The 12,766-nt window shown below is 59.1% G+C and carries 13 protein-coding genes and 1 pseudogene; 1 reads left to right on the top strand and 13 read right to left on the bottom strand.

What is annotated here, in order from left to right:
- From AB5758_RS08070 to alaS, 6 genes and pseudogenes are all read right to left on the bottom strand, one after another.
- Positions 1 to 345: pseudogene (locus tag AB5758_RS08070) on the bottom strand (hypothetical protein); the annotation flags it as partial.
- Positions 342 to 875: a shikimate kinase gene (locus AB5758_RS08065; protein ID WP_006233986.1), complete on the bottom strand. Its 534-nt coding sequence runs from the start codon at positions 873 to 875 to the stop codon at positions 342 to 344. The pseudogene AB5758_RS08070 and the gene AB5758_RS08065, both read right to left, overlap by 4 nt.
- Positions 876 to 883: 8 nt before the next feature.
- Positions 884 to 1,381 (bottom strand): YqeG family HAD IIIA-type phosphatase, encoded by a 498-nt coding sequence (locus tag AB5758_RS08060; RefSeq protein ID WP_035138189.1) that lies wholly within the window; start codon positions 1,379 to 1,381, stop codon positions 884 to 886.
- Position 1,382: 1 nt separating this feature from the next.
- A complete protein-coding gene (mltG, locus tag AB5758_RS08055; RefSeq protein WP_368155484.1) occupies positions 1,383 to 2,816 on the bottom strand; it encodes an endolytic transglycosylase MltG in 1,434 nt (477 codons plus the stop codon).
- Positions 2,809 to 3,237, bottom strand: a complete 429-nt coding sequence (ruvX, locus tag AB5758_RS08050; RefSeq protein WP_138112420.1) for a Holliday junction resolvase RuvX — start codon at positions 3,235 to 3,237, stop codon at positions 2,809 to 2,811. Before ruvX ends, mltG begins: the two co-directional genes overlap by 8 nt.
- Positions 3,238 to 3,254: 17 nt before the next feature.
- The gene (alaS, locus tag AB5758_RS08045; RefSeq protein ID WP_346964668.1) at positions 3,255 to 5,912 is read right to left on the bottom strand and encodes an alanine--tRNA ligase; all 2,658 of its coding nucleotides are present in this window, start codon (positions 5,910 to 5,912) and stop codon (positions 3,255 to 3,257) included.
- A gap of 194 nt (positions 5,913 to 6,106) precedes the next feature.
- Here alaS and AB5758_RS08040 point away from each other — a divergent pair, with 194 nt between their 5' ends.
- Entirely contained in the window at positions 6,107 to 6,346 is a 240-nt protein-coding gene (locus tag AB5758_RS08040; protein ID WP_055250466.1) for a hypothetical protein, read from the top strand.
- A gap of 6 nt (positions 6,347 to 6,352) precedes the next feature.
- On the opposite strand, the gene AB5758_RS08035 is transcribed toward AB5758_RS08040, so the two are convergent.
- The 7 genes from AB5758_RS08035 to AB5758_RS08005 all read right to left on the bottom strand — a co-directional run bounded on the left by AB5758_RS08035 (position 6,353) and on the right by AB5758_RS08005 (position 12,724).
- Complete coding sequence (locus tag AB5758_RS08035; protein WP_368152571.1) at positions 6,353 to 7,765, bottom strand: AI-2E family transporter; 1,413 nt, start codon at positions 7,763 to 7,765, stop codon at positions 6,353 to 6,355.
- Positions 7,762 to 8,553 (bottom strand): RNA polymerase sigma factor SigF, encoded by a 792-nt coding sequence (locus tag AB5758_RS08030; protein WP_022094589.1) that lies wholly within the window; start codon positions 8,551 to 8,553, stop codon positions 7,762 to 7,764. Before AB5758_RS08030 ends, AB5758_RS08035 begins: the two co-directional genes overlap by 4 nt.
- Before the next feature lies 1 nt (position 8,554).
- Positions 8,555 to 8,932, bottom strand: coding sequence for an ATP-binding protein (locus tag AB5758_RS08025; protein ID WP_117746030.1), 378 nt, complete (start codon positions 8,930 to 8,932; stop codon positions 8,555 to 8,557).
- Entirely contained in the window at positions 8,925 to 9,512 is a 588-nt protein-coding gene (locus tag AB5758_RS08020) for a hypothetical protein (protein ID WP_138112415.1), read from the bottom strand. Before AB5758_RS08020 ends, AB5758_RS08025 begins: the two co-directional genes overlap by 8 nt.
- 100 nt (positions 9,513 to 9,612) lie before the next feature.
- On the bottom strand, positions 9,613 to 10,962 hold the full coding sequence (locus AB5758_RS08015; protein WP_368141610.1) for a replication-associated recombination protein A: 1,350 nt from the start codon (positions 10,960 to 10,962) through the stop codon (positions 9,613 to 9,615).
- Between the two features lie 60 nt (positions 10,963 to 11,022).
- A complete protein-coding gene (locus AB5758_RS08010; protein WP_368141611.1) occupies positions 11,023 to 12,270 on the bottom strand; it encodes a deoxyguanosinetriphosphate triphosphohydrolase family protein in 1,248 nt (415 codons plus the stop codon).
- A 31-nt stretch (positions 12,271 to 12,301) separates the two neighbouring features.
- Positions 12,302 to 12,724 (bottom strand): prepilin peptidase, encoded by a 423-nt coding sequence (locus tag AB5758_RS08005; RefSeq protein WP_368141612.1) that lies wholly within the window; start codon positions 12,722 to 12,724, stop codon positions 12,302 to 12,304.
- Positions 12,725 to 12,766: the final 42 nt, after the last annotated feature.

Here is a 12,766-nt window from a genome sequence, read left to right as displayed (position 1 = left end):
GCTAACAACCGAGCAGGTTGCGGCATCGCCAACGGCGACAACCAGATCGTCGCAGGTAACGCCGTTGGCAGACAGGGCGCCAAAGATAGCATCAGCATCGGCCAGCGTGGCACCAGCAGGCGAAACCTCGAGGACTAGCGGCGACACGGCAAAACCGGCGTCGACCAGCGCATGCTCGACGACTTCACCAAAACGCTCGGATGTGGCGGTGTTCCAAACGACCATCGCGCGCTTAGGCTTGCCCACGGCCGAGGCAAACATACGCGACAGCTCATCGAACGCACCCAATCCGACACGGACATCGACGCTGCGGTTTTGGAAATTGATCAGTTGACGGCGAATCATAGCAGCCCACGCTCCAAAAGCATCTCGGCACAAAGGTAGGAAACGTCCTCGAAGGACTTGTTGCGAATATCAAGGGTAAGGTCGGCAGCCTGGCGATACAGCGGACGGCGATGCTCAAACAGGCGCGCGGCATGCTCAGGCGAGCGGAAATCGGGGCGCGTGTCGGACCGACGAATCTGGCGAATCGAATCCTCGAAGTCGCCCTCGAGGTACACGCACGTACCCATTTCGTGCATCAGCTCAATATTCACCGGTGTCTCGACGATACCGCCCCCGCACGAAACCAACAGGCTGCGCTCACTTTGGAGCGAACGGAGCGCCGAGGTCTCGAGCTCGCGAAAACGATCCTCGCCCTCGGTCTCAAAAATCTCGGTTACCGACTTGCCGCAACGGCGCACGACCAGGCGGTCGGTATCGATAAAACGCCGCTTGAACATAGTGCCGACGTTGCGCGCGAGCGTCGATTTGCCCGCGCCCAAAAAGCCGATAAAGAAGATATGGTCGCAGCCGTGTTTGGTGTGCTGGGACATGACGAGACCTATTCCTCGCAGGGAAGGTCGCGCAGGGCCCGGCGCTCAAAGATACGGAAGATCTGCGTATACCACAGGTCTTGCGTCGCCTGCGGCTTAACCAAGATGGTATCGACGCCGGCGAAGTTGCCACTCCACACGTCCGTGTAGAGCTGATCACCGATCAGCACCGCCTCGTCAGCCGTGGCGCCGAGGCGCTTAAGACCCGCCTTGAGGGCAAACGGTGCCGGCTTCATGGCGTGGCTGATGGCCTCGAGTCCCAGCTCGCGTGCCGATGCCATGACCTGGTCGCGATGCCAGTTATTGGACACCATGCACAGCTTAAAGCCTTTGGCGCGGGCGGCGTCGAGCCAAGCGGAAATCGCGGCGGGGACCTGCTCGGTGTCGCGCGGCACCAGGGTGTTATCGCGATCGAGCAGAATGGCGCGTTTGCCGTCGGCCCACAGGGTATCGAGGTCGATGCGATCGACCGAGGCAACGTATCGTTTGGGGCTAAAAATCCTCATGCTAATTCCAAGACTGTTGATGCTCTTCGTAGGTTTGCGAGAAGTACTCCTCGTCCTGCGTAATGTAGAAATACAGGTCATCGGAGTCGGTCGGCTCAAGCGTGGCCTTGAGTGCCTCGAGCGACGGAGAGCAGATGGGCGTGGGCGGTAGGCCCTCGTGCTTATAGGTGTTATACGGACTATCGCTCTGCAGGTCGTCGGCGGTAACCTCGCCACCGGTGACATACATCATGGTCGCATCGCTGTTGAGATAGCGCAGACCGTCGAGCTTGCCGGCAAGGCGGTTGTAGAAGACCGAGGCCACGTGCGCACGTTGATCGGCGTTGAGGCCCTCGCGCTCAACGATAGAGGCCAAGTTGACGATGTCGTAGTCGGACATCTCCACACCGTAGCGTTCCTTGATCTTGGCTTCGCAGCTCGCAAAGTCAAGCGACTTGTACTCGGTCTTAAACTGATCGAGCATGGCGCGAATCACGTCATCGGCCGTCGGCGAATCGCCCAGCGAATAGGTCTTGGGGAACAAGAAACCCTCGAGCGAATCGTTGGCGGCGCCCTTAAGGAAGCTATAGTCGTCAACGTAGTTGGAGGCCTTGGCCTGGTTGAGGAAGTCTTCCTTAGAGATACTGTCGTAGGCCTGGGCCACACGGTCGGCGACTTGATCGACCGTTAGGCCCTCAGGGATAGTCAGCGCATTGGAGCCCGCGTTGGGGCCTTCCATGAGCTGCTGAACAACCTTGGTCGCATCCATGAGTGTGGTGAACGAATAATCACCAGGCTTGAGCGACATATCGGCGTTGAGCTTTTTCACCGCCGCATAGTAATCCTTGGGATTTTCTACGATATGGTTCTCGGAGAGAATCGAAGCGATGCTGTCACCCGAGGCACCATCGGGAATCGTGATAGTAACCTGCTGGCCTGCAACGACTTTCGCACCCTCACCGCCAAAGAAGCCCTTGACGGCTGGCACGACAAAGAAAACGATCGCGACAAGCGCAAGCACGGCAACAACGCCACCGATAATCATAGGCACCGGGGAGCTTTTCTTTTGAGCACCGCGACGAGCATGCGTGTTGTAGCTCGAGCGGGTCGCCGGAGCAACGCCATGCGAACCACGAGCGTGATGCGAATGCGATTGGGGGGCCTGCGTTCGCTGGGTAGGTGCCTGCTGCTTAAAGCGGGTGCCGCCTGCAGGCTGGGCCGTACGAGCAGTGGGCTGCTGAGCCGCGTGAGAAGCCGAATGCTGAACCGAACGAGCAGAAGGCTGCTGACCCGTCCGTTGAACAGGTTGGGCCGAACGAGAGAAGGACTGCGCCGGGCGCGCGGCAGGCTGAGCTGCGCGCTGCGTCGGCTGTGCCGGACGCTGGCCAGGCTGGGCAGGGCGCGACGCCGGCTGCTGTGTACGATTCGGCTGGCGCGGATCGGAAGCACTAGGCATGCGAAACCTCCTCGTTTTTACGATCGAGCCACGTCTGCAAAAACAGGCTGGCGGCAATCATGTCGATCTTGCCCCTCATCTGCTTTTCGTTGAGTCCCTGCTCGCGCAGGATACGCTTGGCCTCTTGCGAGGACAGACGCTCGTCCTCAAACTCCAACGGAAGATCGAGCTCGTCGGCAATCTTTTGCGCCACAGCGGCAACGCGCTCGGCCTGAGGGCCGGGCTCACCGGCCATGGTCAGCGGACGTCCGCTTACCAGGATGTCGGGCTCATAGTCCTCAACCAGGTAGCGGAACGTCTTGGCCATACCGGTGACCTCGGCAGCCGGAAGCACCTTGACGGGCATCGCCATCTTGCCATCACGGCTCGAGATGGCGATGCCGATCCTGGTCTCCCCTATGTCCAGCGCGAGCGCAACCACAGCGACTTCTTAGATTCTTAGGCGCCGAGCGCGGTCTTAGCGGCCGCGAGGGCATCGGCGATGCCGGCAGCATTCTTGCCACCGGCCTGGGCCATGTTGGGACGACCGCCACCGCGACCGTCGACCAGACCCGCGATCTGCTTGATCACGTTACCGGCGTGGAAACCGGCCTTGACGGCGTCATCGGAGCCGGCAGCGAGCAGGGCCGGAGTGCCCTTCTCAGTCACGCTGGCGACGACACAAGCGACAGGGCCGGCGACCTTCTGATGCACGGTATCCCATACGTTGCGCAGGTCGGCAGCCTCAAGGCCCTGGAGCTCAGCGACAACGAGCTTATAGCCGTCGAGCTCGACGGCGCCCTCGATGGCGCTGGAGATGGCGTCGGAGGAGCCACCGGTCAGAGCCTTCTTGAGCTTATTGGACGTCTCGCGCAGCTCGGCCTGCAGGTTCTCCACGCGAGCGGGAACCTCGTCTACGCGGCACTTGAGCGCAGCGGCGGCGGCGTCAACGAGCGCCAGGCGGTCGGCCATGTAGTCGAGGGCACCCTTAGAGGTCACGGCCTCGATACGGCGGACATTGGAGCCCGTAGAGGACTCGGAAATGATCTTGAACAGGCCAATCTCAGCAGTGTTGGCAGCGTGCGTGCCACCGCAGAGCTCGCGGGAGAACGGCTGGTCCTCGGCGCCCACGGAGACGACGCGGACGACATCGCCGTACTTCTCGCCAAACAGAGCGACAGCGCCGGCGGCCTTAGCCTCGTCGATGCCCATGACACGGGTCACGACCGGCTTGGAAGCGAAGATCTGCTGGTTGACCAGGTCCTCGACAGCCTTGAGCTGCTCAGAGGACAGAGCCTCGAAGTGCGTGAAGTCAAAGCGCAGGTGCTCGGGCGTCACCAGCGAGCCGGCCTGGGAGACGTGCTCGCCCAGGACCTGCTTAAGGGCGGCGTCGAGCAGGTGCGTGGCGGTGTGGTTGCGGCGCAAGAAGCCACGGCGCTCGGCGTCGAGCGCGGCGGTAACAGCGGCACCGACAGTCAGCGTGCCCTCGGCAACGTGGGCGACGTGAGCATACAGGCCGTTGTGGTTCTTGGTATCGGAAACGGTCAGCGAAACGCCCTCAGCGGAAAGCTCGCCGGCATCGCCCTGCTGGCCACCCATCTCGGCATAGAACGGGGTGCGGTCAAGCACGACCTCGACGTCCTCGCCGGCGGCAGCGGACTCGACGGACTCGCCGTTGCGCACGATGGCGACAACCTTGGCGCCCTCGATCACATCGTTGTCATAGCCGTCGAACTCGGTCGCTGCGACCTTGTCGGAAAGCTCGACCCACACGTCGTTGAAGCTGCCCCAGGCGTCGCCCTTGGCATTGGCGCGGGCGCGGGCCTTCTGGTCCTCCATGCAGGCAGTGAAGCCGTCCATGTCGACGTCGTGACCAGCGGTGCCGGCGATCTCGACGGTCAGGTCGATGGGGAAACCAAAGGTGTCGTGCAGCTTAAAGGCAACATCGCCCGGAAGCGCAGCACCCTCGGCAAGCGCTGCCAGGGCCTCATCCAGGTAGACGCGACCGTAGTCGAGCGTCGTGGAGAAGCGCTCCTCCTCGGAGGCGACGATACCCTTGACGAGCGCGACGTTCTTGAGCAGCTCAGGATAGGCCTCGCCCATCTGAGCGTTGACCTCGTCGATGAACTTAGTCAGGAAGGCGCCCTCGATGCCCAGCAGGCGACCGTGGAACACGGCGCGGCGGAGCAGGCGGCGAAGGACGTACTCGCGACCCTCGTTACCGGGCAGGATGCCGTCAGAGATCATGAAGTCGACGGCACGGGAGTGGTCGGCGATGATGCGAAGAGAACGGCTGGCGCCGGAGTAATCGTCGGCGTCATAGGTCTTGCCGCTGATCTCCTCGCCCAGCTTGATGAGGTGCTGCATCAGATCACCGTCGTAGTTAGCAGTCTTGTGCTGCATGATAGCGGCCATGCGCTCCAGGCCCATGCCCGTATCGAGGTTGCGGTGCGGCAGCTCCGGCATGGAGCCGTCCTCCTGACGGTCGTACTGGGTAAAGACGAGGTTCCAGAACTCAAGGAAGCGGTCGCAGTCGCAGCCAGGCTTGCAGTCGGGGCTGCCGCAGCCGACCTCCTCGCCCATGTCAAAGTAGATCTCGGAGCACGGACCGCAGGGGCCGGTGGGGCCAGCGGCCCAGAAGTTGTCGTCCTCGCCCAGGCGGGAGATGTGGTCCTCGGCAACGCCCAGAGAACGCCACACGTCGTGGGTCTCGTCGTCCTCGGTAAAAACGGTAAAGTACAGGCGGTCGAGCGGCAGCTTGAACTCCTTGGTGATGAGCTCAAAGGCCCAGGCGCAAGCCTGCTCCTTGGAGACGCCGCCAAAAGAGAAGTCGCCGAGCATCTCGAAGAAGGACAGGTGACGGCCGTCCTCGCCGATGCAATCGATGTCGTTGGTGCGGACGCACTTCTGGCAGGAAATCGCGCCGATCTCCTTCATGGTCTTCTTGCCCTGGTAGTACTCCTTAAACTGATTCATGCCGGCGTTGGCAAGCAGCAGCGAAGGATCGTCGGGAACGAGGGACGAAGAAGGATAGAGCTTAAGACCGCGCTCCTCAAAGAAGTTGAGGAACTTGGAGCGGATCTCGGCCGTAGTCATTGACGGGTAGTCAGCACTCATAGAGGGAATCTCCTCGGTTTCACATCGAAACAGTTCAAACGTAACGATATTACCATCCCGCCGCGCAAGTGCAAAAAAGAGGGCCGCCAAACAGCGACCCTCCAGCGAAAGTGCACGTTATTCAGTACTGTGCGATCCTTTGAAAAAGGACTGCTGTAGAATTACATATAAGAATCACCCGGAAGGAGCAATCGATGAAAAGTAAACGATTTGTCCTGAATGCACTTCTGGTACTAGCACTTTTAGCGCTCTTGGCCTTCTCCTGCTGGTACGCAAACCAACCAGCATTTGGCTACGTATTGTATGCAGTAATGTCCGGCGATAAGGCTTATTACACTCTACGCGCAATTGACGTTCTCTTTTTCTATGTAGCCGGCCCCTTATCAATCGCTTTGCTCGCGTTTATTGTCATTTACAACTTCAAGAAACGTTAATAGGGCCTATTTAGAATCCGAATCGTCCATGGAGCCGTCGATGCCGGTTTTGGTATCGTCGTCCGAGTTGGAGTCATCGTCCTTGGCGAAGGGATTCTTGAAGAAGCCCGTGGCATCGGGTTGCAAGCCCGAGAGCTTGATCCAAGGATTATCGAACTCGGGCTTAGGCATCGCTTGGGCCTCGGGCGCAGTCTCGTTGCCGATGAGCTCGGACTCGTAAATGAAGGTGTCGTCGCCGAGCGCGTCGTAGGCGGCGACCGGGTTGCCATCGGCATCGCGGTACGGTGTGCCCTTAAACACGGCGCCGTCATAGGCCACAAGCTGGCGGCCGGTCTCATTCTCGAAGTAGAACACGAAGATACCTTTGAGGGCCGCACAAAGCGGGATGGCAATAATCATGCCGATGGGGCCCATGAGTGCCGAGCCAATAACGAGCGCCGTGAGGCTCATGATGGGATGCACCTGCACCGAGCTCTGCATAACCTTAGGCGAAATCACGTTATCGGTGACGTTTTGCGCGACCATCGTCACGACGAGCGTCCATAACGCCAACATGGGGCTGAACATGAAACCGAGCACTGTGGCGATTGCTGCGCTCACCCAAGGACCGACGACTGGAACCAAATGCATGATGCCGGTAAAGATAGCCATGAGCGCCGCATACGGATGGCCGATGATCATAAAACCGATAAAGGCGAGGAAACCACCGCAGATGGACGTCACGACCATACCGCGCATGTAGCCGCCGACAGAGCGAGAAAGGATGGCGACCATAAAGCGGTACGAGGTCTCCTTCTCCTGACCGATGATGGTGCAAATCTCGTGGTGCATGCGAGGGTAGTCGCAGGCCATCCAGTACGCAAGCACCAGACCAAGGAAGATCACGAACAACTGCGAGGCCGTATTGGTGATGAGCGGGAACACACCACGGCCAAGCTCGGCAGCGATCTGAGACACGTACTTTGATGCCACAGTAACAAGCGACGAAAGATTATCGTCCAAATACTCCTTGAGCGGCGTGTTGTTGAGCGTCTTGGCATGCGAAATCATCTCGTTGAGATCGCCACCCGCAACACGAAGCTGCTCGGGCAGACGGCTCAGGACTTCCATGATCTGACCAAAGAGAATCGGCGACAAGATGCAAACGACACCGACGAGCACGGCAACAACAACAATAAGCGCGATAAGCGAACCGATGCCGCGATTCACGCCATGGTGCTCGAGCCAGTTGGTGATCGGGGACATCACAAAAGCAATGATGGAGCCGACGGCAAGAAACTCAATAACCGGTGCCAGGATGCCCATAAGGTTAAAGATGACAGCAGCAATAACAATGCAGCCGACAACAGCCCAAATGCGCAGCGTCAGAATGCGGGTGTCGCGCAGCACGCGATCGGTTTGTTGGGGGTGCTCACTCATGAACGAATCATCACTCCGTCGGGGTCGATCTTGTCCTGAATCTTCTTAAGCGTGCGGCGCAGCAGACGCGAAACCTGCACCTGAGAAATACCCAGCTTCTTGGCGATCTCGATCTGGGTCATGCCCTTCACAAAGCGCAGCTCGATCACCTCGCGCTCGCGCGGCGAGAAATCGCGGATGGCTTCCTCGATCACCAAGCGGTCATCGGTAAAGTCGAGCTCATTGTCGTCGTCGGCGTAACGGTCGAGAATCGAGGGGGCATCGTCGGAATCGGACGCACCAGGAGCCTCGATGGGCACCGAGGTATAGGCCGAAGACGATTCCATGGCCTCCAGCACCTCATCGACAGTCACATCTAGATACTCAGCGATCTCCTCAACCTTGGGCGAACGCTGCAGCTCGTTGGTAAGTTTGTCAGTAGCCTGGTTGACCTTGGCCGAGAGCTCCTGCAGACGACGCGGTACGCGCACACTCCAGCCCTTGTCGCGAAAATGGCGTTTGATCTCGCCCAGGATAGTGGGTGTCGCAAACGTCGTGAACTCGAGTCCGCGCTCGGGATCAAAACGGTCGATAGCCTTGAGCAAGCCCAGATAGCCGACCTGCATGAGGTCGTCGAGCGGCTCGCCGCGATTCTTAAATTTGTTGGCAAGAAACCTTACCAGGTTCATATGGGACATGACGAGCTGCTCGCGGGCGTCCGGATCACCGGTCTCCTTGTAGCGACGAAACAGCTCGCGGGTTTTCTCCTTGTCCCAAGCGGTCTTGCCGCTCCGGGAACGTTCGGTCATATTAAATATCCGCCTTGAGGTCGAGGGAAAGCGTCAGGGGCGCCGCAGTCTTTTCGTAGGAGTCGCACACGCTCGCGAGGATGAGCTCGGCATACACCGCAGCCTGGTCGTCTTCATCGACCGTAGCCTGGTCGCCAAAGGTAATAGTCATGCCAACGTGGGTCTCATCGACATCGAATTTGATGGTGATGTCATCGCAGTCGACCGCGGTGCAACCAAAGATGAAAGCCTCCTCGGCAGCCATGCGGATGTCCTCAATGCGATCGACAGACATAGAGCACAGGGCACCAACGTTGGCTGCCGTCATGCGCACAAGGCGAGCGAGACGCGGGTCACCGGCAACGGTCAGCGTGATAGGGCAGGTTGCTTCGCTACTCATCGCAGGACTCCTCAGAGGTCTCGGCGGGCGTATAGGTGTAATACTGAGCCGGCTTGGATACAGACTTCTGACCATCATCGTCGCCCGCGGCGGCCTCGTCCTCGCCAATTAGGACGCGCTCGGTAGGCTGCTCGGCCTCCGCAGCGGCAGCGGCGAGCTTGCGATCGGCGTCGGCTGCAGGAGCCTTCACCTTATTGAAGAGCTTCTGCACAGCACCGGCGGCAGAATCAGTCACGCTCGACACGGCGCTGCTGGCCTCGGCCACACTGCCCGTGACCTCGGAAATGTCGCGAACGACGGCCTCAACCTCAACAAGGTTGGACGTCAAGGCATCGACCGCGGTCTTGCTCGACTTAAGCAGCGGCTCCATCTGGGCAAGCGCCGGCGTAAGCTCATCGACAGCGCCATCGAGCTTTGCCACCACAGGCTGAGCCTCGGCGATGGTGTTGTTGAGGTCGTTCACGGTCTTATCGAGCGAGTCGACAACGGTGCGGGTCTTGCGCAGGGTAAGCGCGAGCTCAACGATAGCCCACACGCCGGCAACGGCGAGCAACAGCAAGGCGATTTGAATGGGACTCATACAAGCCTCCCAAAGGAATCGAAATACAGACGGTTCCCATGGTACCCCAAAGGGGACCGAACATGCCAAGAGCAGCAACGTGGAACAAAATTATCAGCAGCTACTTCGGTGCATTCCCGCTGCGGTCGCGTTCGCTTTGCTCTACGCGCCATTCTTCCCAACCGCGGCCAGCAGGCTGCCAGAACGCGCCGCGCTCCAGTCCCTCGGGCAAATAGCGCTGATCGACCCAGCCTTCGGGATAATCATGTGGATACTTATACACACCGTAATCATCGCTGCCCGGGCGATGGCGATCGCGCAGATAACTAGGCACCTCGCGAAGCCCACTAGAATGGATATCGGCCAGCGCCGCATCGATCGAAGCCTCACACGCATTGGACTTAGGCGCCAAACAAACATAGAGCGCAGCCTGCGCGAGGTTAATACGGCACTCGGGATAGCCAATAACCTCGGCAGATTTAAACGCAGCATGCGCTATAAGAAGCGCCTGCGGGTCAGCGTTGCCAACGTCCTCAGAGGCATGAATCATAATGCGACGGGCGATAAACTTAGGATCCTCCCCTGCATCGATCATGCGCGCAAGCCAGTAGACCGTGGCATCGGGGTCGCTACCGCGCATGGACTTGATGAACGCACTGATGATGTCGTAGTGCATGTCACCGTTTTTGTCATACGTAAAGCCGCGACGCGGGTTGGCAATCTTTACGTCATCCACGGTGATGGGATAGCGCTCCCCCGCCGACGGCGCTGGCGTTCCCTCGGTATCGGGACGCGTGACGGCAATCTCGCTCGCCAGCTCAAGTGTCGTCAGGGCCGAGCGTGCATCACCCGCGGCCAGCGTACAAATGGTCTTGACCGTATCCTCATCGGCCGAGAACTTACCGTTCAGGCCATGCGGAGCCTCGAGCGCACGCTCGATCAGCGTGGCTATGTCCTCGTCCTTAAGGTGTTCAAGTTCCACCACACGACCACGCGAGAGCAACGCCGAGTTGACCTCGAAGTACGGGTTCTCCGTCGTGGCACCAATCATAATGACGGTACGGTTCTCAACCGCATGCAGCAATGCATCCTGCTGTGACTTCGAAAAGCGATGAATCTCGTCGATAAACAGGATGGTGCGACGGTCGTACGTATTCAGACGCGTCTTTGCCTCGTCGATCACGCGACGCAGGTCCTTCACGGTACCCGTGACGGCGCTGACCTCGACAAACTCACTCTTGGTATGGTTGGCGATAATGTGGGCCAGCGTCGTCTTGCCCGTACCGGCCGGCCCGTACAGTATCACGCTCGAAAGCACATCGTGCTCGATCGCGGCACGCAACCATGAGCCCTTACCGACGGCCTTTTGCTGGCCCACATACTCGTCGAGCGAATTGGGGCGCATGCGCACCGCAAGCGGCGCATTCTGAAAGGAACGCTCGCGCGTCGAAGCAGAAAAAAGGTCGTCCATAGCCATCCCGTGCATCAATCAAAAAAGTTATCCACTAACAGTATACCTAATAGATACGAACTACCGTTCGTTAATATAGGTACGGTGCGGAAACTTCAATCCCGGAAACAGCTTGCTCGTGAGCTCGCAGAAATAACCGTCCGTCATGCTCGCAATGTAATCCACGACCGCCTGGTCCTTATCATTCTGCCAGGCATAGGCGCGATCGTAGTAGGAAAGCTGCTGCTCGATGCGCGAAATATGGTGCTTAAAGATGTACGAGGACTCGTCACCACTGTTTAGATCCCGCAGGCAACGGTCGTAGAGCTTTTCGAACGCCTCACGCAGCTCCACCTCGGAATCGCCTTCGATACCACCCTTGCTATAGATCTTCTCGTAGTTCTCGCGCTTGGCTCGGCGGATTTCCTCAAACAGGTCCTCGCTCATCTCGATGCGCGGCTTACCATAGCTGTGCTCAACGATATCGATGGAAGCGTGCGTGAGGATCCAACTGTTGTAGGCACCGCCCCGGCCATCATCAAAAGCGTCGGGCGAAAGCAGGCCAGCCGCGATCGCATCCTGGCGGTCGCGACCGACGTAGGCAAGAATATCCGAGATGCGAACGACGCAGCCTTCGAGCGTCATAGGACGCAGATGCTCAATTGCGCTATAGCCCGTGGCAATGCAATCCTCAACCGTCTGGTCAAACTGGTCAAAAGAACTCATGTCCGAGAGCTCAAACACACGCTGCTCGTACTCGCCGTTATGGCATAGCACGCCGTCAAGCGTCTGGAGCGACACGTTGCGGCCATACAGCGTGTCGAGCACTCGGACCGACTGCACGTTATGGAAAAAATAACGCCCCGTACGCTCATGATAGATATCGTTGAGGAAGCGCTCGCCGGCATGGCCGAAAGGCGTGTGTCCCAAGTCGTGACCCAGGCCAATCGCCTCGATCAAATCGCAATTGAGCCCCAAGGCGCGACCGATATCGCGCGCAATGCGGGAGACAAGCTGCACGTGCAAACCGCGGCGTGACAGATCGTCATTGCTACGGAAGCTAAAGACCTGCGTTTTACCTGCATAACGGGTGTACGACGGAAGATGAAGTATCTTTTCGGTATCGCGCATAAATGCCGGACGCATGAGCGTGCCTTTGTCGGCAGCGCGATCAATACGACGAATGACCTGATCGTCGTTGCAACGATACGGGTTGACGACACCCGAGGCGCGGTCGGCGGCAATACGCTCGACCAGATCGGGCGACAACGCCGCGGGAATGCGATCCATGCGCGCCTTGATGGCGGCTGTTTCTTGATTAATTGCCATGGCATGCTCCTTAAAAAGGGCGCGCAAACGGTTACACCGTACTACCCACGCACTCGATTATGGCAAAAATCGGCACCAAAAACGGGAGCAATGGCAGGGAGCGCGATTTTGTGAAGAGGCAGGAGAGGGCAAGGACCAGGAGCGCGACGGCAAATGCCACGATGCCGCCCAGAGGGTCAAGCGTGCAAAGCGCGAAGAGCGCCTTGACGTCCCCCATGCCGATGCCGGGGGCGTGGCGAAGGCGCCGCCAGAGCGACTCAGTGAGCACAAGGGCAAGGTAGACGATGACCGCAAGACCGGCGTGGTCAAGCGCCGTGGTAACGCCCTTGTCGAGCCAGACGCCTGCCAACGCCGCCACCGCACACACGCCGGCAAGCTCATTGGGAAACCGTCGCTCACGGGCATCAACCAAAGCACCGGCAAAGATGCAAATCCAAAATGGGATGTAGGGCATCGTGCACCTCCTTGGGCAGCTACTCGAAAGCAAAAACCACCA

The sequence above is a fragment of the Collinsella aerofaciens genome (assembly GCF_040926405.1).
Taxonomy (GTDB): domain Bacteria; phylum Actinomycetota; class Coriobacteriia; order Coriobacteriales; family Coriobacteriaceae; genus Collinsella.
This window is presented reverse-complemented; position numbering and strand designations above follow the sequence as displayed.

Coding starts and splice junctions, on each gene's coding strand:
- AB5758_RS08005 (WP_368141612.1), bottom strand. CDS start 12,724: ATGCCCTACATCCCATTTTGGATTTGCATCTTTGCCGGTGCTTTGGTT.
- AB5758_RS08030 (WP_022094589.1), bottom strand. CDS start 8,553: ATGACCGAACGTTCCCGGAGCGGCAAGACCGCTTGGGACAAGGAGAAA.
- AB5758_RS08035 (WP_368152571.1), bottom strand. CDS start 7,765: ATGAGTGAGCACCCCCAACAAACCGATCGCGTGCTGCGCGACACCCGC.
- AB5758_RS08015 (WP_368141610.1), bottom strand. CDS start 10,962: ATGGACGACCTTTTTTCTGCTTCGACGCGCGAGCGTTCCTTTCAGAAT.
- alaS (WP_346964668.1), bottom strand. CDS start 5,912: ATGAGTGCTGACTACCCGTCAATGACTACGGCCGAGATCCGCTCCAAG.
- AB5758_RS08010 (WP_368141611.1), bottom strand. CDS start 12,270: ATGGCAATTAATCAAGAAACAGCCGCCATCAAGGCGCGCATGGATCGC.
- AB5758_RS08025 (WP_117746030.1), bottom strand. CDS start 8,932: ATGAGTAGCGAAGCAACCTGCCCTATCACGCTGACCGTTGCCGGTGAC.
- AB5758_RS08060 (WP_035138189.1), bottom strand. CDS start 1,381: ATGAGGATTTTTAGCCCCAAACGATACGTTGCCTCGGTCGATCGCATC.
- AB5758_RS08065 (WP_006233986.1), bottom strand. CDS start 875: ATGTCCCAGCACACCAAACACGGCTGCGACCATATCTTCTTTATCGGC.
- AB5758_RS08020 (WP_138112415.1), bottom strand. CDS start 9,512: ATGAGTCCCATTCAAATCGCCTTGCTGTTGCTCGCCGTTGCCGGCGTG.
- mltG (WP_368155484.1), bottom strand. CDS start 2,816: ATGCCTAGTGCTTCCGATCCGCGCCAGCCGAATCGTACACAGCAGCCG.
- AB5758_RS08040 (WP_055250466.1), top strand. CDS start 6,107: ATGAAAAGTAAACGATTTGTCCTGAATGCACTTCTGGTACTAGCACTT.